Raw genomic sequence first — 23,506 nt, forward strand, 5'->3', positions numbered from 1 at the left:
GCGTTGGCATTTTCTGCGCAAACTCATTGAATGAATGCTCGCTTCAGGCTGACAAACATCCCATGGACAGTCGGCCGTTGCGGGCCAATGATGTACATCAGTGGCCTCCAGCGGGAGTCATGAACCGATGAACATTCTCTACGATGAACGCGTTGACGGCGCCCTGCCCGACGTCGACAAACAGGCGCTGTTGCAGGCCCTGCAAACCCGCTTGCCGAACCTGGAAGTCCTGCATCAGCGCGAGGAACTCAAGCCCTACGAATGCGACGGATTGTCGGCCTATCGCACCATGCCGATGCTCGTGGTGCTGCCCCGATACATCGACGAAGTCCAGGGGGTGCTTCAGGTCTGCCATGAGCTGCACGTCCCCGTCGTGGCCCGTGGCGCCGGCACCGGCTTGTCCGGCGGTGCGCTGCCCCTGGAGAAAGGCGTACTCCTGGTGATGGCGCGCTTCAACAACATCCTGCACATCGATCCCGCCGCCCGCACTGCGCGGGTTCAGCCCGGCGTACGCAATCTGGCGATCTCCCAGGCGGCGGCACCCTTCGGCCTGTATTACGCGCCGGATCCGTCCTCGCAAATCGCCTGTTCAATCGGCGGCAACGTCGCGGAAAACGCCGGTGGCGTGCACTGCCTGAAGTACGGCCTGACCGTGCACAACGTGCTCAAGGTCGACATCCTCACCGTCGATGGCGAGCACCTGAGCCTGGGCTCCAACGCCCTCGACTCCCCCGGTTTCGACCTGCTGGCGCTGTTCACCGGGTCCGAAGGCCTGCTCGGAGTGATCACCGAGGTCACGGTCAAGCTGCTGCCCAAACCCCAGACCGCCAAAGTGCTGCTGGCGGCGTTCGATTCCGTGGAAAAAGCCGGGCGCGCGGTCGGCGACATCATTGCCGCCGGCATCATCCCCGGCGGCCTGGAAATGATGGACAACCTGGTCATCCGCGCCGCCGAGGACTTCATCCACGCCGGTTATCCGGTGGATGCCCAGGCCATTCTGCTGTGCGAACTCGATGGCGTTGAAGCCGATGTCTCAGATGACTGCGAGCGGGTGCGCCAGGTGCTGCAACAGGCCGGCGCCATCGAATTGCGCCAGGCCAGGGACGAAGCCGAGCGCGTGCGTTTCTGGGCCGGGCGCAAAAATGCCTTCCCGGCGGTGGGCCGCCTCTCGCCGGATTACTACTGCATGGACGGCACCATCCCCCGTCGCGAACTGCCCGGCGTGCTGCACGCCATCGCCGAGCTCTCGAACGAATACGGCCTGCGGGTGGCCAACGTGTTCCATGCCGGCGACGGCAACATGCATCCGCTGATCCTGTTCGACGCCAATCAACCGGGTGAACTTGATCGCGCCGAAGCCCTGGGCGGCAAGATTCTGGAGTTGTGCGTGAAAGTCGGCGGCAGCATCACCGGTGAACACGGCGTGGGCCGCGAGAAGATCAACCAGATGTGCGCGCAGTTCAACAGCGATGAGCTGACCCTGTTCCATGCCATCAAGGCCGCCTTCGACCCGAGCGGCCTGCTCAACCCCGGCAAGAACATTCCGACCCTGCACCGCTGCGCCGAATTCGGTGCCATGCACATACACGGCGGTCAATTGCCCTTCCCCGAGCTGGAGCGTTTCTGATGCGCAGCCCTGAAGATTTCGATGACAGCCAGTGCCTCCTGGAGCAGGTCAATCAGGCGCTGGAAAACGCCACGCCGTTGCGCATCCAGGGTTCCAACAGCAAAGCCTTTCTCGGCCGCACCACCGCCGGGGAAATTCTCGACACCCGCTCGCACCGGGGCATCGTCAGCTACGACTCGACTGAACTGGTGATCACCGCCCGTTGCGGCACACCGTTGTCGCAGCTGGCGCAGGTGCTGGACGCCGCGCAACAGATGCTGCCCTGCGAGCCACCCTCCTTCGGCGACGGCGCCACCGTCGGCGGCATGATCGCCTGCGGGCTATCCGGACCTCGGCGCCCGTGGGTCGGTTCGGTGCGGGATTTCATTCTTGGCACGCGGGTCATCACCGGCCAGGGCAAGCTATTGCGCTTCGGTGGCGAGGTGATGAAAAACGTCGCCGGCTACGACCTGTCGCGCCTGATGGCCGGCAGTTACGGCAGCCTCGGGCTGATCACCGAAGTTTCCCTCAAAGTGCTGCCAAAACCCCGGCAAGCCTTAAGCATCAGCCTGGAAATGGACGCCGAGCGGGCCTTGTTGCGCCTGGCGGAATGGGGCCAGCAGCCGTTGCCGATCAGCGCGGCCTGTCACGACGGTTCACGCCTGCACCTGCGGCTTGAGGGCGGTCAAGGTTCGGTGGCGGCGGCCCATGAGCGCCTCGGGGGTGAACGGCTGGAGGCTTGCTGGTGGGACGATCTCAACGAACAGCGCTTGAGTTTCTTCGATCAAGACCAGCCGCTTTGGCGCCTGTCACTGCCACACAACACACCGCTTCTGTCGCTGCCGGGGCACCAGTTGATCGACTGGGGGGGCGCCCAGCGCTGGCTGAAATCCGATGCCGATGCAGCGTACATCCGCCAGGTCGTCGACGAGGTCGGCGGCCATGTCACCTGCTTCAGCCACGGCCTGAGCGACAGCCCCTTCCATCCGCTACCCCCGGCGCTGATGCGTTATCACCGCAACCTGAAACAACAACTCGATCCACGGGGCATTTTCAACCCCGGACGCCTGTACGCGGAGCTTTGAACCATGCAGACGACCTTGAGTGAACGCGCCAGCCATCTGCCCCGCGCCGCGGAAGCCGAAAGCATCCTGCGCACCTGCGTGCACTGCGGCTTCTGCAATGCCACGTGCCCGACCTATCAATTGCTCGGCGATGAACTGGACGGACCACGGGGCCGTATCTACCTGATCAAGCAAGTGCTGGAAGGCAACGACGTCACGCAAAAGACTCAACAGCACCTGGACCGCTGCCTGTCGTGCCGCAACTGCGAAACCACCTGCCCGTCGGGCGTCGACTACCACAACCTGTTGGACATCGGCCGCGCGGTGGTCGATGCGGCGGTGCCGCGCCCCCTTGGTCAGCGCCTGTTGCGCGAGGGGTTGCGGCAGACCGTGCCGCATCCAGAGCTGTTCAAGACCCTGGTCAATAGCGGTCAGGTGTTCCGCGCGCTGCTGCCCGGCACCCTGCAAAGCAAGTTGCCACGCAATGTCTACCCAGCCAAGCCGCGGCCCATGACCCTGCGTGAGCGTCAGGTGCTGATGCTCGAAGGTTGCGTGCAGCCCAGCCTGTCTCCCAACACCAATGCCGCGGCGGCGCGGGTGCTGGACCGGTTGGGGATCAGCGTCATCGCGAGCCGCGAAGCCGGTTGCTGCGGCGCCGTGGACTACCACCTGGACGCCCAGGCCGCCGGCCTCGACCGCGCCCGACGCAACATCGACGCCTGGTGGCCGGGCATCGAAAAAGGCGCCGAGGCGATTGTGCAGACGGCCAGCGGTTGCGGCGCCTTCATCAAGGATTACGGCCACCTGCTCGCCAGCGACCCGGCCTATGCCGACAAGGCGAAAAAGGTCAGCGAGCTGGCCCGGGACCTGGTGGAGGTGTTGCGCGGCGAACCGCTGGAAAAGCTCGGCATCCACGCCTCGCAACGCCTGGCCTTCCATTGCCCCTGCACCTTGCAGCACGGGCAGAAACTCGGCGGTGCCGTGGAAGCGCTGCTGACCGGACTCGGTTTCAACCTGACCTCCGTCCCCGACGGACACCTGTGCTGCGGTTCGGCGGGCACCTATTCGCTGACCCAGCCCGAACTGTCGCGGCAACTGCGCGACAACAAGCTCAACGCCCTGGAGAGCGGCCATCCCGAGGTCATTGTCACGGCCAACATTGGCTGCCAGTCGCACCTCGACGGCGCGGGCCGAACCCCGGTGCGGCACTGGATCGAACTGGTCGAAGCCGCCCTGCCTTAACCGAATCCTGGAGATGCCCATGAACAGCAAAGCCGTCCTGAGCCAGACCGAAGTCCAGCAGATCCTCGCCGCTGCCCGCGCCGAAGCACAGGCCAATCAATGGGCCGTGACCATAGTGGTGGTCGATGACGGCGGCCACCCGCTGGCCCTCGAACGCCTCGACGGCTGTGCGCCGGGCAGTGCCTACATCGCCACCGAAAAGGCGCGCACCTCGGCCCTAGGTCGGCGCGAATCGAAAAGCTATGAGGACATGGTCAACGCCGGGCGCTACGCTTTCCTGTCAGCCCCCTTGCTGACTTCGCTTGAGGGTGGCGTACCGATTGTTTTCGAAGGGCAGGTGATTGGTGCTGTCGGGGTGTCGGGTGTCAAGCCCGGGCAGGATGCGCAAGTCGCGAAGGCCGGGGCGCAGTGCCTGAAATGAACAGAATGCATACCAAACATCCACCATAGATCCCACAGGGTCCGTGTTAAACCAGCCGAGAGGAGTTGAAACAATGACCCGTCTGACTGCCAAAGACTTCGCCCCTGAACTGCTGGAACTCTACGACTACTACGCCCACGGCAAGATCAACCGCCGGGAGTTTCTCGACCGCGCCGCGCTGTTTACCTTCGGCGGTCTGACCGCGGGTGCCCCGAATCAAGGCCCCGGTGATGCTGCACTACGGCGGCGTGGGAGCGGACGTTGGGGTGGTTTAAAAGTATCTGGTTTGAATAAAAGTCTTAGGCCAGCAAGACTGGCCCCATCGCGGGCAAGCCCGCTTCCACAGGGTCCGGGTCGAAACACCTGTCTGTGAACGACTCAGGAACCTGTAGGAGCGAGCCTGCTCGCGATGGCGGTATCACTGCAGGTGACTACTTCGGCTGAGCCACCGTCCGCAGATACGGCTTCAGGGTCTTGAAGCCATCCGGGTATTTCTTCTTCGCGTCTTCATCAGACACCGAGGTCGGGATGATCACGTCTTCACCCGGCCGCCAGTTAACCGGAGTGGCAACGGTGTGCTTGGCATTCAATTGCAGGGAATCGAGCAGGCGCAGCACTTCATCGAAGTTGCGCCCGGCGCTCATCGGGTAGATCAGCATGGCCTTGACCTTCTTGTCCGGGCCGACGATGAACACCGAACGCACCGTGGCGTTGTCCACCGCCGTGCGCGCGCCGCCGCTGGCATTGGGGTGGATCATGTCGTAGAGCTTGGCCACCACCAGGTTTTCATCGCCGATCAGCGGATAGTTGACCGCCGCGCCCTGGGTCTCGGCGATGTCGCCGACCCAACGGTTGTGGTCGCTGACCGGGTCGACGCTGAGGCCCAGGACCTTGGTGTTGCGCTTGTCGAATTCCGGCTTGAGTTTGGCCAGGTAACCCAGTTCGGTGGTGCATACCGGGGTGAAATCCTTGGGATGGGAAAACAGGATGGCCCAACCATCGCCGATCCATTGGTGAAAATTGAGGGTGCCTTCGGTGGTTTCGGCGGTGAAATCCGGTGCTTCGTCGCCAATGCGGATAGCCATGTTCGATCTCCTTGCAGTGATGGACAGGGACGCCGTCAGGGCAACGATTGCGCTTTAAACGGCATGGACGCGAGACAGTATAGGAGAGGTTCGACGACTCGCCGCAACGCTTGGAGCTAGTCGTTAGCCCACCAGCGCAATCAGTTGCTGACGCTGGGCATCGGTCAGCATCGGGCCGAAACCGGCCCGGGCATTTTCCGCCATGTAGCGCGGGTTGCCGGTGCCCGGAATCACGCAGGTCACCGCCGAATGCGACAGCAGGAACTTCAGCGCCAGTTGCGGCCAGCTCTTGACCCCGACTTGCGCCGCCCAGCCTGGCAGCGGCTTATCCTTGAGTTTGGCCAGCAAGCCGCCACCGCCAAACGGTCGGTTGCAGATCACCGCCACCCCCCGCTCGCGGCACAACGGCAGCAGGCGTTTCTCGACGCCGCGATCATCCAGGGCATAGTTGATCTGCAAGAAATCCAGGGGCTCGGCCTTGAGTACCGCTTCCACTTCTTCATAGGCCGACGCCGTGTAATGGGTGATGCCGATGTAGCGGATACGCCCTGCTTCCTTCCAGTGGCGCAGGGTCGGCAGGTGCGTCTGCCAGTCCAGCAGGTTGTGGATCTGCATCAGGTCGATCCGGTCGGTTTGCAACAGGGCGAAGGATTGTTCCATCTGCGCGATGCCTTCTTCGCGGCCCCGGGTCCACACCTTGGTGGCCAGGAAGGCCGGCGAGCGCGGCTCATGGATCGACAGCAGCTCGCCGATGGTCTGTTCGGCGCGACCGTACATCGGCGAGCTGTCGATCAGCTTGCCACCCTTGTCGAACAAGGCATCCAGCACCGCGGGCAAGTCCTTGTAGGCCGGTTGCGAAGGCTCGACATCGAATCCGCGGTAAGTGCCCAACCCTACGATCGGCAAGGACTCGTTGCTGGAGGGAATGGCGCGGGTCTGCATGGTCTTGCCTCCTGTTCCCGTCGACGGCTCGGGTTGTGCACCCACCGGACCGAACGTGAAGACCGCCGAAGCACCGGCAGCCAGCGTGAGTACTTCTCTACGGGTGTAACCCTCAGGATGGCTCATAAAACGCTTCTCACCAGTCGCTCGGGTCCGGCCTGTTGCGCCGACACCCCGGATAACCCGCGCCAAGGGTCGATTGACTACACTCAGGAAGCCTTGCGCTAGCCACTTTCAAACCCCGAGCAGTCATGCCGCCCACTAACGTTAGTCGAATGTCACGCACCCTGGTGTTACTCGTTGTCATCGTCGCCGCGCTGTACCTGGCGCTGTGCGTCGCGCTGTTCGTGTTTCAACGGGCGCTGATCTATTACCCGCAACCGCGCGCCGTCGGGACAGCCGCAACGCTGCTCACCCTGCCGGTCGCCGACGCACAGGTGCTGGTCTCCGTCCGACCGCACGAGGGCCCCAACGCGCTGATCTATTTTGGTGGCAATGCCGAAGACGTCTCGCGCAACCTGCCCGAGTTCACCCAAGCGTTCCCTGACTACGCGCTGTACCTGCTGCATTACCGGGGTTATGGCGGGAGTTCCGGCTCGCCTTCCGAAGAGGCCATTGCCCGCGACGCCATCACCTTGTTCGACCAGGTGTATGCCAGCCATCCGCATGTGGCAGTGGTCGGACGCAGCCTGGGTTCCGGGGTTGCCGTGCGCCTTGCCAGCGAACGCCCGGCCGCGCGACTGGTGCTGATCACGCCCTACAACAGCCTCGAAGGGCTGGCCGCCCGTCAGTTCCGCTGGTTTCCGGTGCGCTGGTTATTGAAGGACAAATACCCGTCATGGCGCTACGCCGCCCGCATCACCGTGCCGACATTGTTGATCGCGGCCGAGCATGACGAAGTGATTCCGCGCCCGAGCACAGAACGTTTGTATACACACTTCGCCAAAGGTGTGGCGTCGCTGCAGGTGATACCGGGGACGGGGCATAACTCGATTGGCGAAAGCCCTGAATACCTCAAGGCGCTGGGGGATGGGTTGTAAGGGAACAACAATCTTTGTGGCGAGGGGGCTTGCCCCCGTTGGACTACGAAGTAGTCCCGAATCCAGACGATACGGTATGTCAGGTAATCAGCATGTCACTGTTTTGCGACCGCTTCGCGGTCGAACGGGGGCAAGCCCCCTCGCCACAAACAGCCAAGTCGCTTCCCGCGGCAGGCTATGGCCGTTCATCCGAGAATTCGCCAACGCCCAATAAAAACATATTTTTATGCCTATATTGATATTGTCGAACATTCCCACTCTCAGAGGGTGCCGTCATGAATATCAAAACCCTGGCTTTGCTCCTGCTGGCTTTCTGTGCGCAACCGGTCTGGAGCCAGACGCCTGCCGCCTCACCCGCCGCTGCCGACAGCCCCGCGCTGACCACGCGCCTGGCCGAGCGTGACCTTTGGGTCGAACACATTTTCTGGATCAGAAACTACGCGCTGGCCAATCAATCCGCCGACAAAAAGCAAGCCAAAGTCGCGGCGGACCAGGTGGTCGACAACGCCACCAAAATCGCCAACAGCATCGCCCCGCTCTACGGCCAACCAGCGGCGGATCAACTCCTCAAGCTGCTTGCCGGTCACTGGGGCGCGGTGAAACACTACAGCGATGCCACCGTCGTCAAAGACGCCAAGGGCAAACAGGCCGCCGTCACCGAGTTGACCAGCAATGCCAAGGCGATTGCGGTGTTTCTGGCCACCGCCAACCCCAATCTGCCTGAAGCCACACTGGTCAACATGTTGTCGGCCCATGGCGGTCACCACGTAGCCCAGATCGATGAGTTTGCCGCGCACGATTACGCCGGCGAAGCCCGCACCTGGGCGATGATGCGCACGCACATCCTGGCCCTGGCCGACGCGTTGACCGGCGCGCTGGTCAAGCAATTCCCGGACAAGTTCTGATATCGCGCGAGGGCACATCATGCTGGAAGGACTGGGCCGAACACAGCAGGACTTGCTCAATGCACTGCTGCACCATGGGGGCGGCATGAGCATTGACGAGCTGGCTGAACACCTGGCCGTCACGCGCACGGCGATCCGCCAACACCTGGCGGCGCTGGAGCGTGACGGTCTGGTGTTGCGCGGCGACACCCGGCCGACGGGGCGTCGTCCGGAGCAGCTGTATCGGCTCACCGACCACGCGCGGGAGCAGTTCCCTCGCCACTATCAGCTACTGGCCAGCGTTTTGATTGATGAAGTGGCTGGCATCATCGGTCCAGAAGCCCTGACTTCACTGATGCGCAGCATGGGCCGCAAGCTGGCTTCTGATCGTGAACAGCAGGTCGTGGATGAAGCCAGGATCGTCCAGCACATGAACCAGGCGGGCTACGAAGCCGAAGTGTTTTTTCGCTCGGGCGACACCCCGGAAATCGTCGCGCATAACTGCGTGTTCCATCGCCTCGCCGCCGAGCACCCGGTGGTCTGCGAACTGGACCTGGCCTTGATCGGCGCATTGGGCGGCGGCGAAGTCGAGCACAGCGAGTGCATGGTACGCGGCGGGCATGTCTGTCGCTTCAGGTTGCGGCCGAGCGAAACCCCGGACGTCGCGACAGAGGCTGCTCCAGCCAAAACCGATCAGCCAGCCTAACGCTTGCGTGTCAGCCTTTGCTGCCAGTTTCCGGCGTTATCCCGCTGGCAGGCTTCTTCAGAGTCGAACAGCACATGGGCCGCCACCGGACTGAGCTGAACCTGCGCCTCACCCAGGGCCATGGCGGTGAATTCGACCATGCGTTCGCCCTGCCCCTTGGCCAGCGCCTGCTCCCGGTTGGCCTGGGTATCGAAGACCCAAACCACCTTGAGGCTGGCCGGAAACCGGGCGTAGTCGACGATATGGGTCAACCACTGGAACCCGACGATTTCCGCTTTGGCCGTCTCGCACGCCTCGGTCAGGGTGGCGACCAGGCGCCGTTCGATATGCGCCTGATCGCGTTTGCTCAAACCCATGGGTTGATCCTTGTCTGGGGCGAAAAAGTCCCATCATACAGACCTGCCGACACCCTTCGTCGGACTCATGGCTTCGCCCGAAAATAGACAGCTGCCCGCCGTGAACCTTGTTTCAAGGCACCAGTCATAGCCCAGCGCTTTTCCCCACTTTCTTCGTTGTCATCTCATCAGAGTTGTCCATCCATGCGCCAAACTGTCGTTGCCTTGCGCTTTTCTTCGCTGTGCCTGTTTTCCCTGCTCCCCGTTTTTGCAAGCCCCGCCCACGCCGATGGGCAACGGCAACTGGTAGACGCCATCAACGACTATCGTGCCCATCCGCAACGCTGCGACCGGCGACCCACACAACGCTTATCACCCCTGACGCTCAAGTCGAACCTGGCCCTGCCCGTTGGCTATGGCGGTGGGTTGCGGGACCGGTTAAAGGCTTCCGGCTATCAGGCCACCATGGTGAGGTCGATCCGTGTGGTGGGTGCACGGGATGCCGAAGAAGCCTTCGATATGTTCCAGGACGAGCACTGCGCCGCACTGCTCGACAACCAATACGCCGACATCGGCGTCAGCCGCGCCGGGAGTGAATGGCAAGTGGTGCTCGCCAAGCCGGTACTCGACGGGCAAACCGGCGATCCACGGAGCGCCGCACAGGCGTTGCTGGCGCAGGTCAACGCAGCCCGGGCCAAACCTCGCTTGTGCGGTCGCCAGCGTTTCGCCGCCGCACGGCCGCTGTCCTGGAGTGCAGCCTTGGGCTCCGCAGCACAAAGCCACAGCAAGGATATGGCCTACGGCAACTATTTCGCCCACCAGGACCCCGACGGTGACATGCCCTATGACCGTGCCAAGGCCGCCGGTTACCGTGGCCGGCAAATCGGTGAAAACATCGCCGCCGGGCAAGGTTCCCCCAGCAAGGCCATGGCCGGCTGGCTCGCCAGCCCCGGGCACTGCGCCAACCTGATGAATCCGATGTTCACCCAGGTCGGTGCTGCGTACGCCGCCAACGCGCGCAGCGACAACGGCGTTTATTGGACGATGCTGTTTGGCGCGCCCTGAGCCGCTGACCGGACCCACCTTGCGGGCATTAAAAAGCCCGCACTGAGCGGGCTTCGTGGGTGAATGTAACAAGTAGGTGGCCGGCGCTGGTCTCCGGCTTACAAGGTTTATCAGGCCTCCCACAAAAGAGTCGTGAAACTGTAATGGAACTCTTCTGCTTCACACGGCATAAGGGCTGGATCCCAGCGCGGGGATCTTTCTAACCGTGTACCCTTCGGAACGCGCCCCACGTCTCCTCGCTATCCTTTTGCGCATCAGTCTGCGTCTTCACCTACAGGTTTGAGGATAGCAAAACAGGAGCGATTTCCAACCGGGCTTTTAGACCGATTTCGACCAGCAGAAAACATGGCAGGACGGAAAAATACTATCGGTGCGCAGATGTCTGTATATGGATGAATTTCGCCAAGGCAGTTGCCTTTGTGGGAGCGGGCTTGCTCGCGATGAGGCCAGCACATTCAACATTGATATTGGCTGACCCACCGCTATCGCGAGCAGGCTCACTCCCACAAAGGTTGTACCTGGTGACCTGGCTGCAGCACCTCACGAAGGCCGGCGCACCACCCTCACCTTGCCGCTATCGCCGCCACCGCAGAACAACCGCTCGCCGCCATCGGACTCCAGCCCCGACACGCCGACGCCTTCCGGCATCTTGAGGCTTTCCAGCACTTCACCGGTTTGCGAGTCGATGCGCCGCAGTTCACTTTCGTCGCCCTCCCAGGTGCCATGCCACAGCGCACCGTCCACCCAGGTCACGCCGGTGACGAAACGGTTGGATTCGATGGTGCGCAGGATCTTGCCGGTCTCGGGGTCGATCTGGTGAATCTTGCGCTCGCGGTACTGGCCTACCCACAACGTCCCTTCGGCCCAGGTCAGCCCCGAATCGGTGCCTGCGCCGGGGGCAGGAATGGTCGAGAGGATACGGCCGCTGCGGGGGTCGATCTTGTGGATTCGGTCTTCGGCGATCTGGAACAGGTGTTCTCCATCAAACGCGGTGCCGGCATGGGCAGCGACATCGATCGAGCTCAGTACCTTGCCGCTTTCCGGGTCCAGGGCGTTGATTTTGCTGTTGCTTGCGAACCAGACCTTTTCGCCGTCCCAGGTGACACCGCACACGTGGTCGACATCGGCAAACGGGCCGTATTCACGAATGATTTCAGCAGTTGCGTGTTTCATCTGACATTCCTCGATGGGGGTTGGTGGCGTTCATCCTAGCCACCGGGCAGCGGCGCCGGGAGTAACAAGGTCGTCGCGAATCCCGGCACGGGCGGCGTCATCCAGCGCCGTGCGCGACCACGGCCAAACCACTGCACCTTGCCCTGCTCCGCCAGTGTATCGAGCGCCCGTTGCACCGTGCGCTGGCTGGTACCCAGCGCCAGTGCCAGGGCGGAACTCGACCACGACTCGCCATCGGCGAGGCAGGCGAATACCGCGGCAAATTTTTCCTCGACCGGTTGCGCCAGAGTCACCACCTCCGTACACACCGGTGATTGCAGGGCATAACCGCGGGCCGTCGCGATGACGTCGGCCAACGGCTTGAGTGCTTTACGCAGCCTGCCGATTTCCACGCGAAGCCGGGCGCGATGGGATTCATCCGAGAGCTTCAGACGGAACGCCCGGGCGATCAGCGTTTCCCGCGCAACGTCGGCGGGCCAGGCCTCGGCCAATGCACGGGCGAGCACGAACAGGATCGGCCGCGTCGCCAGCGACACCGACATGCCACAACCGCGCACAACGTACCGGCAGGCATCCACCACCAGTGACGTTGAACAGAACAACGCTTCAACATCATCGAGCAACAGCGGCCGTGTTTCACCCTGGGCAATCAGGCGTGCGGCGGGGGCATCCAGCAGATACGCAGCGTGTTGGACCTCAGCGATCAGCGCGGCAATCCCGGTTTGACCGGCAGCCTGTCCGGCCCTGTTCAACGCCTCCCGCGCCGCGTGCGATTGCACGCGCCGAATGGCGATCCCCGCCAGCACCAGTTCATGGGTTGCGCGCAAGGCTGGCGGCAATGGGTCGGGGTCGAGTTCGGCCAATAACTGCTGTGCCTCATCGAGCTGACCGATCAACAGCAAACGGCGGATTTGCAGATAGCGCGCATGGGCGGCATTGACCCGGTCACCGTAATGTTCAAGGGTGACCCGCGCCGTTTCGAGCGCCTTGACCGGCCACCCGAGCTCCCGCGAAGCCAGGGCAATTTCCGCCTCGGCCACCACACAGCGCGCTCGGGCCAGCACTTCCCTTGGCGCAAAGGCCCGTTGCGCACGCTTGACCAGCGCCCTGGCCCGCACCAGATCGCCCAGTTGCGCCATGGCGATACCACGCAGGGCCAGCGCCGGCGCATCGTCGCGCAAGGCCACACGGTCCAGTGCGCCCAGCGGATTGCCCGCCGCCAGCGCCTGTGCGGCTGCCGCGATCATCGAGTCCATGGAAATCCCGCCACGCTTGTCACTCCCATCATTTGACACCCGGGTTTAGTCTAAATCACGACCTTTCACCAGGAGCGTAGAACGATGAACACCCACAAAACCGCGTCCCGGGACCAATGGCTGGCGGCACGCCTGCAACTGCTCGAAGCGGAAAAGGCCCTGACCCGACGCAGCGATGAAGTGGCCAGGCAACGCCAGGCATTGCCTTGGGTTCGCCTCGACAAGACGTACCGCTTCGATACCGACAACGGCAGCGCCACCCTGGCCGAACTCTTTCAAGGGCGCTCACAACTGCTGGTCTACCACTTCATGTTCGGCCCCGACTACACCGCCGGCTGCCCGTCCTGCTCTGCCATCGCCGATGGCTTCGACCCCGTCGTCGTCCACCTGGCGAACCACGACGTAACCCTGATGGCCATATCCCGCGCGCCGTTGGCGAAACTGCAGGCCTACAAGCGCCGAATGGGCTGGACCTTCCCTTGGGCCTCGGCCGCCGACAGCGACTTCACCGCCGACTTCAATGTCTACTTCACCGAAGCGCAGCAGCGCGAAGGCTTGGTCGAGTACAACTATCAGCGCGGCGGCCATGCCATGGACGCCAGTGAAATACCGGAACCGGTGAAACAGTTCGCCGCCACCTGTGGCACCGATGCGCCGACCTATACCCGCGACCGGCCAGGGTTGAGCACGTTCGTGTTGGAGGACGGCGAGATCTATCACACCTACTCCACCTACGCACGGGGCCTGGACGGATTGTGGGGCATGTACCAATGGCTCGACCGCGCGCCCAAGGGACGCAATGAAACGGGGCCCTGGTGGCGCCGGCATGATGAGTACCGGTGAGCGCCAGCGGTATCACTGACTGCCGATGAAGAGGTCCGCCCGCTTGTCCATCAGCGCCGGTTGGGTCTGGGAGACTATGTTTTGCAAGATCACGCAAGGTTTGCAGGAAGGCGCACCTTATCTATCGTGCAAATGCTTTTTCAAGAATGACCGGGTTCGCTCGTGGACGGGGTTTTGCAGGATCTCTTGCGGCGCCCCTTCCTCTACTACAACCCCCCCGTCCATAAAGACAATCCGGTCTGCCACTTCGCCTGCAAAGCGCATTTCATGGGTGACGATCAACATTGTCATGTGCTCCGCAGCGAGTTGTTTCATGACCTGGTTGACCTCTTCGACAAGCTCAGGGTCCAGTGCCGATGTAGCCTCATCGAACAGCATGACTTTTGGCTGCATCGCCAGGGCCCTGGCTATGGCCACGCGCTGTTTCTGCCCACCCGACAGGCGAGAAGGATACTCATCGAACTTGCTGGCCAGGCCAACTTTTGACAAGTATTCCATTGCCAATTCACGAGACGCTTTTTTGCTGAGCCCCTTGAGCTTTACCGGGCCAAGGGCAATGTTTTCATACACGGTCAGGTGCGGAAAAAGATTGAAGTGCTGGAATACCATGCCCATCTGCTGACGCACGGCATTGATATGCTGTTCGAACGCACGACCTTTCAATGGCCGGTTGACTTGCTCGCCCTCTAGCCAGATCTCGCCATCGTCGAGCACTTCCAGGTGATTGATTGAGCGCAGGAGCGTGCTTTTGCCAGAACCACTCGGGCCGATGATGGCGATGATTTGTCCGCGAGAGATGGAAAGATCGATGCCCTTGAGTACTTCAAGTGCTCCGTAAGCCTTGCGAGCGCCTTTCACCTCAACCATGAATTGCTTGCTGATCATCGTGACATCTCTACCTTGTTTTCGAGGAGATGCAGGCCGCCTTCCAGAACAAGATTGGCTGCATAGTAAATAACCGCAACAGTCAGATAAAACTCAAACGGGCTATAGGTCTCGCTCACGGCAAGTTGCGCGCTGTACACCAACTCGGCAATACCGATTATGGAAACCAGAGAGGTGTCCTTCAACAGGACAATCAGGTTGTTTCCCAGCGGCGCAATAGTCCTGCGCAGCGCCTGCGGTACGATGATGTAACGCTGGGTCTGTCCACGGCTGAGGCCAATGGAACGGGCACCTTCAATCTGCCCCGGGTCTACCGACACCACGCCGGCACGAATAACGTCGGCGTTGTAGACGGCAAAGTGCAAACTCAGGCCTATGATGCCAGCCACCAGTGCAGGAATATCGATTCCCACTTGCACAAGACCATAATAAATCACGTACAACTGCAGAAGCAGTGGAGTGCCCATCAGCAACCAGGTAATAAAACGCACGGGCAGCGCCAACACCTTGGGCGCATAAAGAACGATGAGTGCAATGGCTATCCCGGCCATCAAACTCAGTACGCTGGAACTTACAAACATCACGACCGTCCACCAAAGACCGGTCGCAAGCAGCTCGGAATAAGGTGTAACTATACTAAGATCCAGGCTTTGCATATGAATGCTCTCACCTTGCCGCGAAGCGATTATCGAGATAGTCAACAATAAATCTGACCGAGTAGACCATCACGATGTAAAGCAGTGCAGACACCATGAAAATCTCAAAAGGTTTATATGTTGAACTGATAAAGCGTTGCGCTGTATATGAAAGTTCAACTACAGAGATCGTCGACACCAATGCAGAACCTTTGATAAGAGCAACAGCGTTCACTCCCAGCGGTCTTATCATCAGTTTTGCAGCTTGTGGCAGCGTGATGAACCATAAGGTTTGACCCCGCCCGAAACCAATTGAACGTGCTGCTTCTTCCTGGCCAGGGTCAACGTTGATGATAGCGCCACGAATGGACTCGGCCATGTAGGCGGCGATGTTCAGGCCCAGGCCGATTACGCCTGCCGCAAACGGCTCCAGCTCAAGACCGATCTGCGGCCCGCCAAAGTAAATGATGAACAGCTGGACCAGGCAGGGAGTGCCGCGAAAAACGCTTATGTAGAGTCTTGCAAGGCATCGAAAGGTAAGAACAGTGGACAACCGGGCAGCCACCAGCACGATTGCGACCAGAAAACCAAGCAGAAGAGCAAGTACAGAGATCTGCACCGTAATCCAGGCCGCCTCCAGGAAAAACGGGAATGTGCGTTGTATGAGAGTCAGATCCATGAGCACGCTCGGAAAAGTCTGATTGGCTGGCTCGACGGTAAGTCGAGCCACGCTAAATACGAATTAGCGGATATCGTTGCCAATCCACTTCATCGAGATCTTTTCGTAGGTGCCATCAGCGAGCATGCCTTCAAGTGCCTTCTGCATCGTCGCCTTGAGTTCAGGGTTATTTTTGCGCAACGCAATACCCATTCCCTCAAGAGCACCATCGCTATCCGGTGGAGTAATGATGCGCACTTTCTGCCCTGTTTCCTTGACTGCGACCAACACCGGAACACTGTCCATCACTATCGCGTCGATACGTCCGGCCTCAAGATCGACCAGCATTTCGGGAAGACCCTTGTAGGTTCTGACCTTCAGGTTGCCGCGGGCCCTGGCCCATTTATCGTGGGCATCGCCGAGGGTCACGCCGACAATCACCTCCTTAAGATCATCAAGGCTTTTGATCGAAGAATCGTCCTTCACTACGATCGTGCGGCCGGCATGGTAATAGGGCCCCACGAAATCCACTGCCTTCTGCCGCTCCGGGGTAATGGTCATTGAAGCGATAATGGCGTCATACTTTTTCGCGAGTAGACCTGCAATTATCCCGTCGAATGGCGTGGTAATGATCTTCACTTTTACCCCCATCCGCTCAGCTAATGCCTCGCTGATGGAAGCGTCGAATCCAACAATCTGGTTCTGCTCGTTGGCAAAGCTGAAGGGAGAGTATTGACCGCTCATAGCGATGCGGATTTCTTGGGAATCCTGAATCGACTTCAAATCATCAGCGTGAACAGCCGAGGTGGAAAGTAGCGCCGCTGCCGCCACGGTAGTAGCGACAATCAAACCCTTGAGCTTTTTGGTTAGCATTGGATGGCACCTTGGAAGAATTGTTTTTTATTTTCTTGGGGTTATTCAGCCGGCTTTCATGAAAAGTCTTGCATAGGCACTTCTGGAAAGCACCCGGCAAGGTGTCAGCCCGCCTGACACATTGCCGGAGTTGGCCGACACTATGTCGGGCAGTCACATCGTCCAACCTGGTTACCGGAGTGCTGCCTTGAAACTTTCGTCCAGGACCTCAAGCAGAAAGTCAGCGTTTGCCTGACTGAATATCATCGATGGGCGCATTTTCAGGACATTGTCATGTGGCCCTTCAGTACCGATCAAAACACCTCGTTCCCTGGCACCATCGGCTACTTTCCTGGCCAACTGCGTGGCTGGAACTTTCGTTTTGCGATCCGTGACAAGTTCTATCCCGAGAAACAGACCCTGCCCGCGCACATCGCCGATTGCATCGTAGCGCTGCTGCAACTTGCGAAAGCCGTCGAGCAAATAGTTGCCAATGGTCAGTGCGTTGAGTTTCAAGTTATCGCGCTCGATCACATCGAGTACCGAGAGCCCTACAGCACATGAAACCGGACTACCGGCGAAGGTATTGAAGTACTCCATGCCATTGTTGAAGCTGTCTGCAATTTCTCGCGTGGTCACCACTGCCGACATGGGATGGCCATTGCCAATAGGTTTGCCCATGGACACTGCATCGGGAACCACACCCTGGGTTTCAAAAGCCCACCAGTGGCTGCCTACACGACCAAAGCCGACCTGGACTTCGTCAGCCAGGCAAAGACCGCCCTCGGCACGGACCATCGCATAGACTTCTTTCAAGTAGTTTTCCGGGAAGAACAGTTGCCCGGCGACACTTGGAATGGACTCCGCCAGGAAGAACGCCGGCGCTCTGCCCTGCTTGCGCATGAGCTCGATCTGATCCGCCACACTCTCGGCGTAACGCTTGCCAAGTTCCTCGAACGACCAGTGATCAATACCGCGATAGGCATCCGGGACGGCCGCCTCAAACACATGGTCTGCGCGCCCTTTACCGGCTTTTCGCTTGTATTTGTAGGGGCTGAGGTCGATCAGTTCCTGTGTAGTGCCGTGGTAAGCCCAATCCAGCACGATCGCATCGTTACGCCCTGTGTGATTGCGCGCCATACGCAGCATGAGGCTGTTTGCTTCACTTCCCGAACACCCGAAGGAAGCCACCGCCAGACCTTCAGGTAAAGTGGAGGTGAGCCGCTCTGCATACTCGACGATATTGTCGTGCAGGTAGCGCGTGTTGGTGTTCAGGCGTGCAGACTGCCGCGAAAGCGCTTGCACCACATCCGGATGAGAGTGGCCGAGATGGCAGACGTTATTGAAGCAGTCCAGATACGCCCGGCCAAAGTTGTCGATCAACCAGACCCCGTCACCGCGAACGAACTTGATCGGGTCCGAATAAGAGATCGACAGGTTTGGCAGCAACAGCTCCTTGCGCTTGGCCACAAGCTCGGCCTTGGTGCGTCCATCCTGGCTGTAGGTTTCCGCAGGAATCCCCGCGAGCGTCGATGCATCGGGGAACAGGTCCGCCCATACCTCAAGATAAGCCCGCTCACCCACGCCGATGAACTCGCCCGCTTTCAGCCCGGTGTCGGTGGACATCTGAAAATGCACATGGGGGATCCACCCGCCATTTTCCGTATCCGCCCCCATGTATCCCACCAGCGCGCCAGCCTCCAGGCGGTCACCGGGCTTGAGCCGCGCCAGGGCTTCATGGGCCATGTGCCCCCACAGCGTGAGGAATGGCGGGCAACCCTCAGGCGAGTGCTTGAGCATGATCAAGCCGCCATAACCCAGCGGCTCATGCTCGACCTCGACGCTCTGCACCACACCGGCAACCGGCGTATAGAGCGGCGTCCCGGCGGGCATGATCAAGTCGACACCGACGTGAATGATCCGACGCTGCCCTTCGATGAATCGCGACTCAAACGCCGTGTCGGTGTAGATGGTCCGTTCCTCGCCCCATGGCCCGATGCCGAGCGGCACCTTGTGCTCGGCAGAAAAATCACTCCACCACTTCGTTGCCTGCGCTGGACGCTGCTCGGCTGAAGCAATGGTCATCACATGCGAAGCGTCGCCGAACGGGGCAATGGCCTTGTTCATGGTCGCAGCCGATGGACGCACGATATCGGCGAAGGACTTGCTGTTCGCAGCCACCCAGCGGCGCACCGCACCCGCGCCTTCGATCGCGTCAAAACCACAGGCCTTGCGCAGGATCGCCGTCGCCAGTCGGGGATTCATGCGATCCATCCTTTCCAGCAGGCGCCAGGCCGGCGCTTCGCTGATGCCAAGGTAGGGATTGTCTTGCGTGCGGTCGCATCGCGATGCCGACAAGGTGACGCTGGTGACCAGGCGCATCGCAATGAGATTGAAGAGGACGTCAAGCTCCTCCGGCTGCAGAGGGTACTTGTCATGGAAACCGGCAGTGAGGGCGGCGGCGGCGCCGATCGGGTCTTCCATGTCGAGAATGGAATAGGCGCAGGTAATGGCTACTTCGGCAATCAGGATCGTATGGACCGCATCGCCAAAATCGATGACGCCCGAGACGTTCTGATGATTGTGGGAATCGACGAGGATGTTCCAGTCATTGCCGTCATTGTGAATGACTTGCGCACGCAGACGCGAAAGCTTCGGTTGGACGCTTTGTTCGAAGTTTTCAATGAAGCGTTCCAGGATGGCCCTTCTGCCAGGATCTGTGACGAAGTGCAGGCGTGAGCGCGAACGTGCGGCGTGACGCAAATCCCAGTCAAGATCACGCACCGCGCCCGGATGAATGAAGCCTTGCAGTGCACGATCTATCTGACCGAACGACTGGCCCAGGCTGCGCATCAATTCGAACGTACGCTCGACCTCGGCAAGCGGCGTACCGTGCAACCAGCTCACCAGACGGACCGCATGGGTTTCACCCGAGGGCGCTACCGCAGTGGCGAGGTATTCACCGGCAAGGCTTTTCTTGAGAAAAGGCACGGTAAGCTCGGGGTTGTGAGTGGCGAGATGACTGAGAATGGCCGTCTGAAACTCGCTTTCAACGCGCGGCTCGGTCGAATTGACGACCTTCAGAATCCATCCCGCATCGGTTCCGGTATTCAACCGGTAGTTGCGGTCGCGCTCGCCATCCAGAGGCGTGGCTGTACCAATAACGTTGAAAAGCTGCTCACTCAGTTTTTCGGCATCCCCGGTCGAGAACTGGGGGGCAGGATGGGAAAGATTTGTCATGGTAATTGTTTTCCAAGCCATTTTTTTCAGATAGCTTGGCACGCAACGCCCGGGACGGCAGTAGGTATACGGTCGGCTTGCGCCTGCATATTGCCGGAATCGACCGGCACAATTTCGGCAGCAAAATTAGGGAGTTCTGATGCGCGACCTGGACACGAAAGATCGCGAAATACTCGAAATTCTTTCCAAAGAGGCTCGAATTGCCCTGAAGGCCCTGGCAGCGAGAATCGGGCTTTCAAGAAGTGCTACCAGCGAGCGAGTCATCAACCTTGAACGCAATGGTGTGATCAGAGGCTACCGAGCTGATATCGGCGAAATCGATGCCAACGTGATTCGCGCAATCCTTCTTGTATGCCTGAAACGCACACCAGCCATCAGCTTGCTGGACCTGCTTGCCCAAAACTCACAGGTACGACGAGTCTCCTCGGTCAGTGGCCAGCTCGATCTGGTCATTGAGGTCGAATCGCGAACCATTGATGACCTGAATCGAGTCAGAGATGCAGTAGCCAGTCACGAATCCGTTGAAGACATCACCACCGCTGTCGTTCTGCGCCGCGATATTGATCGGCAGAGTTCCTGATTTGCCTGGGGGAGAAATTGCACGCCACTTGATCAGGCGTTTGCATTCGACCTGAGCAGTCATTTGCATTCGTTCTGAGCATCCATTGCGTCGGATTTGAGCCGGTTGCTTCGTGGGCATGACGGGCAGAGAACGGCCAAAAGCAGCCGGTCGTAGGCGGCAAGGATGAATGAGGTTTGCATGTAGACAGCCTGCTGGCGAAATAGTAGCGTTCGAGTTTGCCCACACCGCGTATGTCATCAAGCGGAGGGTATTGTTCGCGTCCCTATGGAATCGGTAAACGTCAGGTCTCACTAGAGGTTCATGAGTGGCAGTCAAATCCAAACGAGTCGCAGCCATCGAGCCGGAAGACGCCGTACGCGTTGGGAGCGTACGGACTTTTCTGGATGCACTTGAAAAGCTCGAAAAGCCTAGTGGCACGACCTTCTTCTATCGTGGGCATCCGAGCTTCACTTATCTACTTCAGCCCAGCGTCTATCGTGAAGCTAGATGGGTCAAGAACGAAGACATCATGTTCAAGGAACTCATCCTCAGATGCCCGAACGAGTTCACCTCACTCGCGTCCACTTTTCAAACTCTTGTGAAGATGCAGCACTACGGGCTTCCAACAAGATTGCTTGACTTAACAGCGAACCCACTTATTGCGCTCTATTTTGCATGCGATCCAGCTGATCCGCCAAGTGAGAGCGGGGAGGTACTCGCTTTTGGGGTGCCTACTGGTGAGATGAAGTACTATGACAGCGATACGGCAAGCGTAATTGCGAATATTGCTCGTAGACCTATTTCCTTTGAGGTACCTCCGGAGAGTTTGACCAAGGCTGAGTTCAATGAAGATTCAACCATTCGCTATCTTTTGCACGAGATCAAGCAAGAGAAGCCATACTTTGAACCGGGGATCGTGCGTGAGCACCTTGAGTCGGTTGTCTGCGTTAGACCTAAGCTTGAGAACCCTCGCATCATTAGACAGGATGGAGCATTCTTTCTATTTGGCGTGGCTGGGTCAAAATCTAATGCCGCGTCGGTCCCGAAGCGTTACATCGCGACCTCGTCGTCAAAACGAATACTGATCATCGGTTCTGAAAAGCGGCGTATACGCAGCCAGTTGGAGTCGTTGGGTATCTCCCAAGGTACTGTGTATCCGGAAATTGATCGCGTAGCTGAGTTCCTCAAACATCACTACGCGCCTGCAAGCGAAACCTAGCAATGCACTCAATATCGCCCGCTTAGCTCACTGGATTCGCGAAAGCTACCGGGTACAAGTACTGCGCTTATGTTTCCCTGTTAGTTTGATTATTAGGTCCCATAAATATGAATCAGTCAGTGGCGACATGGCAGTTATTTGAAGATCTAGTTCGCAGTATCTTGGAGGTGAATAACTTTAATGTCATACGCAATAGTCTCAGAGGAGATCAAGGATTTGACCTGCTGGCCGACTTTGGGAATGAGAGTTGGGCAATTGAGGTTAAATACTACCGCACGGTACGCGCTCAGCCTGCTCTTATCGATGCTGCTGCTGCCCGCATAGAAATTAATGGAACCACAGCGCAGGCTAAAAAAGGAATGCTGGTAGTTTCCTGCTTTCTCCCAGGAAAACTACGAGAGGCGCTTGAGCAGAAATATAGTATTACATTTGTAGATCAAGTTGACCTGAGAAACTGGTGTGCAGCGCGCCCCGATCTCGCGGAGAAATTGGATGCGCTATTAGAAGCTAACCCAAGCGAGCCTCAGGCAACACATCCAACACGTGACGACCCTACACGAGGTAGTAAGCTCCTCAAAGGTGTGCCCCCCCAACCTCGCGACACAAGGGGAACTGAGCTATGTAACGAGCTCAAAAGTATTAAAAAGGGCAAAGCGGCTTGGGCAAAGTACGAGAAGGTGTGCGAAAAAATTCTGAAGTACCTTTTCCCGAACGATCTTCATGGCTGGCATTCTCAAATGCGAACTGATGACGGGCTCAATCGTTTTGACTATGTTTGCCGTGTGAGGCCAACTACCGAGTTCTGGAAGTTTGTCATCGACCATCTTGATAGCCGCTACGTACTTTTTGAGTTCAAGAACTACACGCAGGAAATCAAACAAGGGCAGATTCTTACGACTGAGAAGTACCTCTTGGAACGAGGTCTCCGGCGCATGGCAATCATCATGACCAGAGTAGGCGCAGACGAACATGCGGTTGCAATGACGCAGGGGTCCATGCGCGAACAGGGCAAGTTGATGCTCATCGTAGACGACGAAAAGGTATGCAAGATGCTCCACATGAAGGAGCGCGGTGAAGATCCCACAGACTGCCTTTTTGAAATTGCCGACAATTTCTTGCTGACACTACCTAGATAAGTTCTCACAAATCAATCCAGCGGAACGCCTTCGGTGTCCGCTGAATTCAAACGCTAGCGTCTGCTTTGGGTCGTGAGCAGACGAAGTCGAAGGCCCACTATTGGCCGTTTTTAACTATCGCCGCCGGAAGAAATGGAAGCAGCTAGCCAACAGATAGTAGGGAGTCACAATGGCTGAATACCGTTACACGAATGCGGACAGATTGAGTCAGCTTAAGAAACTAGAGTCAGCACTGCCCGAACTGATACGGGTCGCTAGTTCCACTCCCGCGATGACTTACGTTGAAGATTATCGTCTGGCGCTGGCGAAGGCCGTTGAGCTTCAAAAAGTGGGCTTTACCCAAAATGAACTATCAGCCCTAGCGCGAGCCATCCCGGATGTTTTCAATCGACACAAAGATTGGATGCCACCCATGCACCAGATAGAGACTGGTGAATGGGTTGAGCACGAGTGGTGGACGTTGTTTGATGAAAAATTACAACCTGTCCTGAATCTTGCCAGAACGTTGCAAACGCTTGGGTACTACTAGTTACCTTCGGCATCGAAGTTGATTTATTCGCTTCCGATTTTGATGGCTTTCGTTTTTACACACTCTGGGCCAAATGCAGCCATTGGCGGAAGGCCTAGTCCGACGAGGGCGCTCGCTCATATAGCTTC

The 23,506-nt window shown here is 59.0% G+C and carries 23 protein-coding genes and 1 pseudogene; 14 read left to right on the forward strand and 10 right to left on the reverse strand.

Going from position 1 to position 23,506, the window contains the following annotated elements; all coding sequences use genetic code 11:
* Positions 1 to 127 precede the first annotated feature (127 nt).
* From glcD to VC35_RS29615, 5 genes and pseudogenes are all read left to right on the forward strand, one after another.
* On the forward strand, positions 128 to 1,627 hold the full coding sequence (gene glcD / locus VC35_RS21345) for a glycolate oxidase subunit GlcD (protein WP_046042420.1): 1,500 nt from the start codon (positions 128 to 130) through the stop codon (positions 1,625 to 1,627).
* A complete protein-coding gene (glcE, locus tag VC35_RS21350) occupies positions 1,627 to 2,691 on the forward strand; it encodes a glycolate oxidase subunit GlcE (RefSeq protein ID WP_046042421.1) in 1,065 nt (354 codons plus the stop codon). The genes glcD and glcE overlap by 1 nt, the downstream gene beginning before the upstream one ends.
* A 3-nt stretch (positions 2,692 to 2,694) precedes the next feature.
* The gene (gene glcF, locus VC35_RS21355) at positions 2,695 to 3,912 is read left to right on the forward strand and encodes a glycolate oxidase subunit GlcF (protein ID WP_046042422.1); all 1,218 of its coding nucleotides are present in this window, start codon (positions 2,695 to 2,697) and stop codon (positions 3,910 to 3,912) included.
* Positions 3,913 to 3,931: 19 nt separating this feature from the next.
* Complete coding sequence (locus VC35_RS21360) at positions 3,932 to 4,333, forward strand: heme-binding protein (RefSeq protein ID WP_046042423.1); 402 nt, start codon at positions 3,932 to 3,934, stop codon at positions 4,331 to 4,333.
* Between the two features lie 73 nt (positions 4,334 to 4,406).
* Positions 4,407 to 4,544 (forward strand): annotated as a pseudogene (locus VC35_RS29615) (YghX family hydrolase); the annotation flags it as partial.
* A gap of 220 nt (positions 4,545 to 4,764) precedes the next feature.
* On the opposite strand, the gene VC35_RS21365 reads toward VC35_RS29615, so the two are convergent.
* Together VC35_RS21365 and VC35_RS21370 are read right to left on the reverse strand one after the other, a co-directional pair.
* Complete coding sequence (locus VC35_RS21365) at positions 4,765 to 5,418, reverse strand: peroxiredoxin (protein WP_046042424.1); 654 nt, start codon at positions 5,416 to 5,418, stop codon at positions 4,765 to 4,767.
* A gap of 123 nt (positions 5,419 to 5,541) precedes the next feature.
* A complete protein-coding gene (locus tag VC35_RS21370; RefSeq protein WP_185754824.1) occupies positions 5,542 to 6,486 on the reverse strand; it encodes an aldo/keto reductase in 945 nt (314 codons plus the stop codon).
* Positions 6,487 to 6,611: 125 nt separating this feature from the next.
* On the opposite strand from VC35_RS21370, the gene VC35_RS21375 reads away from it, so the two are divergent.
* The 3 genes from VC35_RS21375 (at position 6,612) to VC35_RS21385 (ending at position 8,990) form a co-directional block, all read left to right on the forward strand.
* Positions 6,612 to 7,400 (forward strand): alpha/beta hydrolase, encoded by a 789-nt coding sequence (locus VC35_RS21375; RefSeq protein WP_046042426.1) that lies wholly within the window; start codon positions 6,612 to 6,614, stop codon positions 7,398 to 7,400.
* 275 nt (positions 7,401 to 7,675) lie between these two features.
* Complete coding sequence (locus tag VC35_RS21380; protein WP_046042427.1) at positions 7,676 to 8,305, forward strand: hypothetical protein; 630 nt, start codon at positions 7,676 to 7,678, stop codon at positions 8,303 to 8,305.
* A gap of 19 nt (positions 8,306 to 8,324) precedes the next feature.
* Positions 8,325 to 8,990 carry a helix-turn-helix transcriptional regulator gene (locus tag VC35_RS21385; protein WP_046042428.1) on the forward strand — a complete coding sequence of 222 codons (666 nt, stop codon included), beginning with the start codon at positions 8,325 to 8,327 and terminating at the stop codon, positions 8,988 to 8,990.
* Here VC35_RS21385 and VC35_RS21390 read toward each other — a convergent pair.
* On the reverse strand, positions 8,987 to 9,346 hold the full coding sequence (locus VC35_RS21390; RefSeq protein ID WP_046042429.1) for a hypothetical protein: 360 nt from the start codon (positions 9,344 to 9,346) through the stop codon (positions 8,987 to 8,989). The genes VC35_RS21385 and VC35_RS21390 overlap by 4 nt on opposite strands.
* Before the next feature lie 183 nt (positions 9,347 to 9,529).
* On the opposite strand from VC35_RS21390, the gene VC35_RS21395 reads away from it, so the two are divergent.
* Positions 9,530 to 10,390, forward strand: coding sequence for a CAP domain-containing protein (locus VC35_RS21395; protein ID WP_046042430.1), 861 nt, complete (start codon positions 9,530 to 9,532; stop codon positions 10,388 to 10,390).
* A gap of 540 nt (positions 10,391 to 10,930) precedes the next feature.
* Here the strand turns inward: VC35_RS21395 and VC35_RS21400 are convergent.
* Both VC35_RS21400 and VC35_RS21405 read right to left on the reverse strand, forming a co-directional pair.
* Entirely contained in the window at positions 10,931 to 11,563 is a 633-nt protein-coding gene (locus tag VC35_RS21400; protein WP_046042432.1) for a Vgb family protein, read from the reverse strand.
* A 35-nt stretch (positions 11,564 to 11,598) separates the two neighbouring features.
* On the reverse strand, positions 11,599 to 12,819 hold the full coding sequence (locus VC35_RS21405; protein WP_046042433.1) for a hypothetical protein: 1,221 nt from the start codon (positions 12,817 to 12,819) through the stop codon (positions 11,599 to 11,601).
* 84 nt (positions 12,820 to 12,903) lie between these two features.
* Between VC35_RS21405 and VC35_RS21410 the strand changes: the two genes are divergently transcribed.
* Positions 12,904 to 13,662 (forward strand): DUF899 domain-containing protein, encoded by a 759-nt coding sequence (locus VC35_RS21410; protein WP_046042434.1) that lies wholly within the window; start codon positions 12,904 to 12,906, stop codon positions 13,660 to 13,662.
* A gap of 117 nt (positions 13,663 to 13,779) precedes the next feature.
* Here the strand turns inward: VC35_RS21410 and VC35_RS21415 are convergent, their stop codons facing one another.
* The 5 genes from VC35_RS21415 to VC35_RS21435 form a co-directional block, all read right to left on the reverse strand.
* On the reverse strand, positions 13,780 to 14,547 hold the full coding sequence (locus tag VC35_RS21415; protein ID WP_046042435.1) for an amino acid ABC transporter ATP-binding protein: 768 nt from the start codon (positions 14,545 to 14,547) through the stop codon (positions 13,780 to 13,782).
* Positions 14,544 to 15,203, reverse strand: a complete 660-nt coding sequence (locus tag VC35_RS21420; protein ID WP_046042436.1) for an amino acid ABC transporter permease — start codon at positions 15,201 to 15,203, stop codon at positions 14,544 to 14,546. The genes VC35_RS21415 and VC35_RS21420 overlap by 4 nt, the downstream gene beginning before the upstream one ends.
* Positions 15,204 to 15,213: 10 nt before the next feature.
* Entirely contained in the window at positions 15,214 to 15,861 is a 648-nt protein-coding gene (locus VC35_RS21425) for an amino acid ABC transporter permease (RefSeq protein ID WP_046042437.1), read from the reverse strand.
* Positions 15,862 to 15,924: 63 nt separating this feature from the next.
* A complete protein-coding gene (locus VC35_RS21430; protein ID WP_046042438.1) occupies positions 15,925 to 16,713 on the reverse strand; it encodes an ABC transporter substrate-binding protein in 789 nt (262 codons plus the stop codon).
* Positions 16,714 to 16,884: 171 nt separating this feature from the next.
* Positions 16,885 to 19,932, reverse strand: coding sequence for an aminotransferase class III-fold pyridoxal phosphate-dependent enzyme (locus VC35_RS21435; RefSeq protein WP_046042439.1), 3,048 nt, complete (start codon positions 19,930 to 19,932; stop codon positions 16,885 to 16,887).
* Between the two features lie 139 nt (positions 19,933 to 20,071).
* Between VC35_RS21435 and VC35_RS21440 the strand changes: the two genes are divergently transcribed.
* From VC35_RS21440 to VC35_RS21455, 4 genes are all read left to right on the forward strand, one after another.
* Entirely contained in the window at positions 20,072 to 20,512 is a 441-nt protein-coding gene (locus VC35_RS21440) for an Lrp/AsnC family transcriptional regulator (protein ID WP_046042440.1), read from the forward strand.
* A 307-nt stretch (positions 20,513 to 20,819) separates the two neighbouring features.
* Positions 20,820 to 21,713 carry an FRG domain-containing protein gene (locus VC35_RS21445; protein ID WP_052960574.1) on the forward strand — a complete coding sequence of 298 codons (894 nt, stop codon included), beginning with the start codon at positions 20,820 to 20,822 and terminating at the stop codon, positions 21,711 to 21,713.
* Positions 21,714 to 21,820: 107 nt separating this feature from the next.
* On the forward strand, positions 21,821 to 22,849 hold the full coding sequence (locus VC35_RS21450) for a restriction endonuclease (RefSeq protein ID WP_080925360.1): 1,029 nt from the start codon (positions 21,821 to 21,823) through the stop codon (positions 22,847 to 22,849).
* A gap of 169 nt (positions 22,850 to 23,018) precedes the next feature.
* Positions 23,019 to 23,378, forward strand: a complete 360-nt coding sequence (locus VC35_RS21455; RefSeq protein WP_046042442.1) for a hypothetical protein — start codon at positions 23,019 to 23,021, stop codon at positions 23,376 to 23,378.
* The last annotated feature ends 128 nt before the right edge of the window (positions 23,379 to 23,506 follow it).

This window comes from Pseudomonas fluorescens (genome assembly GCF_000967965.1).
GTDB classification, from domain to species: domain Bacteria; phylum Pseudomonadota; class Gammaproteobacteria; order Pseudomonadales; family Pseudomonadaceae; genus Aquipseudomonas; species Aquipseudomonas grandcourensis.

Excerpts from the sequence above, each read along its gene's own strand:
- VC35_RS21380 (WP_046042427.1), top strand. The coding sequence starts at position 7,676 with ATGAATATCAAAACCCTGGCTTTGCTCCTGCTGGCTTTCTGTGCGCAA.
- VC35_RS21390 (WP_046042429.1), bottom strand. The coding sequence starts at position 9,346 with ATGGGTTTGAGCAAACGCGATCAGGCGCATATCGAACGGCGCCTGGTC.
- VC35_RS21420 (WP_046042436.1), bottom strand. The coding sequence starts at position 15,203 with ATGCAAAGCCTGGATCTTAGTATAGTTACACCTTATTCCGAGCTGCTT.
- VC35_RS21370 (WP_185754824.1), bottom strand. The coding sequence starts at position 6,486 with ATGAGCCATCCTGAGGGTTACACCCGTAGAGAAGTACTCACGCTGGCT.
- glcD (WP_046042420.1), top strand. The coding sequence starts at position 128 with ATGAACATTCTCTACGATGAACGCGTTGACGGCGCCCTGCCCGACGTC.
- glcE (WP_046042421.1), top strand. The coding sequence starts at position 1,627 with ATGCGCAGCCCTGAAGATTTCGATGACAGCCAGTGCCTCCTGGAGCAG.
- VC35_RS21440 (WP_046042440.1), top strand. The coding sequence starts at position 20,072 with ATGCGCGACCTGGACACGAAAGATCGCGAAATACTCGAAATTCTTTCC.
- VC35_RS21450 (WP_080925360.1), top strand. The coding sequence starts at position 21,821 with ATGAATCAGTCAGTGGCGACATGGCAGTTATTTGAAGATCTAGTTCGC.
- VC35_RS21430 (WP_046042438.1), bottom strand. The coding sequence starts at position 16,713 with ATGCTAACCAAAAAGCTCAAGGGTTTGATTGTCGCTACTACCGTGGCG.
- VC35_RS21375 (WP_046042426.1), top strand. The coding sequence starts at position 6,612 with ATGCCGCCCACTAACGTTAGTCGAATGTCACGCACCCTGGTGTTACTC.
- VC35_RS21400 (WP_046042432.1), bottom strand. The coding sequence starts at position 11,563 with ATGAAACACGCAACTGCTGAAATCATTCGTGAATACGGCCCGTTTGCC.
- VC35_RS21360 (WP_046042423.1), top strand. The coding sequence starts at position 3,932 with ATGAACAGCAAAGCCGTCCTGAGCCAGACCGAAGTCCAGCAGATCCTC.
- VC35_RS21385 (WP_046042428.1), top strand. The coding sequence starts at position 8,325 with ATGCTGGAAGGACTGGGCCGAACACAGCAGGACTTGCTCAATGCACTG.
- VC35_RS21395 (WP_046042430.1), top strand. The coding sequence starts at position 9,530 with ATGCGCCAAACTGTCGTTGCCTTGCGCTTTTCTTCGCTGTGCCTGTTT.
- VC35_RS21365 (WP_046042424.1), bottom strand. The coding sequence starts at position 5,418 with ATGGCTATCCGCATTGGCGACGAAGCACCGGATTTCACCGCCGAAACC.
- VC35_RS21410 (WP_046042434.1), top strand. The coding sequence starts at position 12,904 with ATGAACACCCACAAAACCGCGTCCCGGGACCAATGGCTGGCGGCACGC.
- VC35_RS21405 (WP_046042433.1), bottom strand. The coding sequence starts at position 12,819 with ATGGACTCGATGATCGCGGCAGCCGCACAGGCGCTGGCGGCGGGCAAT.
- VC35_RS21415 (WP_046042435.1), bottom strand. The coding sequence starts at position 14,547 with ATGATCAGCAAGCAATTCATGGTTGAGGTGAAAGGCGCTCGCAAGGCT.
- VC35_RS21425 (WP_046042437.1), bottom strand. The coding sequence starts at position 15,861 with ATGGATCTGACTCTCATACAACGCACATTCCCGTTTTTCCTGGAGGCG.
- glcF (WP_046042422.1), top strand. The coding sequence starts at position 2,695 with ATGCAGACGACCTTGAGTGAACGCGCCAGCCATCTGCCCCGCGCCGCG.
- VC35_RS21455 (WP_046042442.1), top strand. The coding sequence starts at position 23,019 with ATGGCTGAATACCGTTACACGAATGCGGACAGATTGAGTCAGCTTAAG.
- VC35_RS21435 (WP_046042439.1), bottom strand. The coding sequence starts at position 19,932 with ATGACAAATCTTTCCCATCCTGCCCCCCAGTTCTCGACCGGGGATGCC.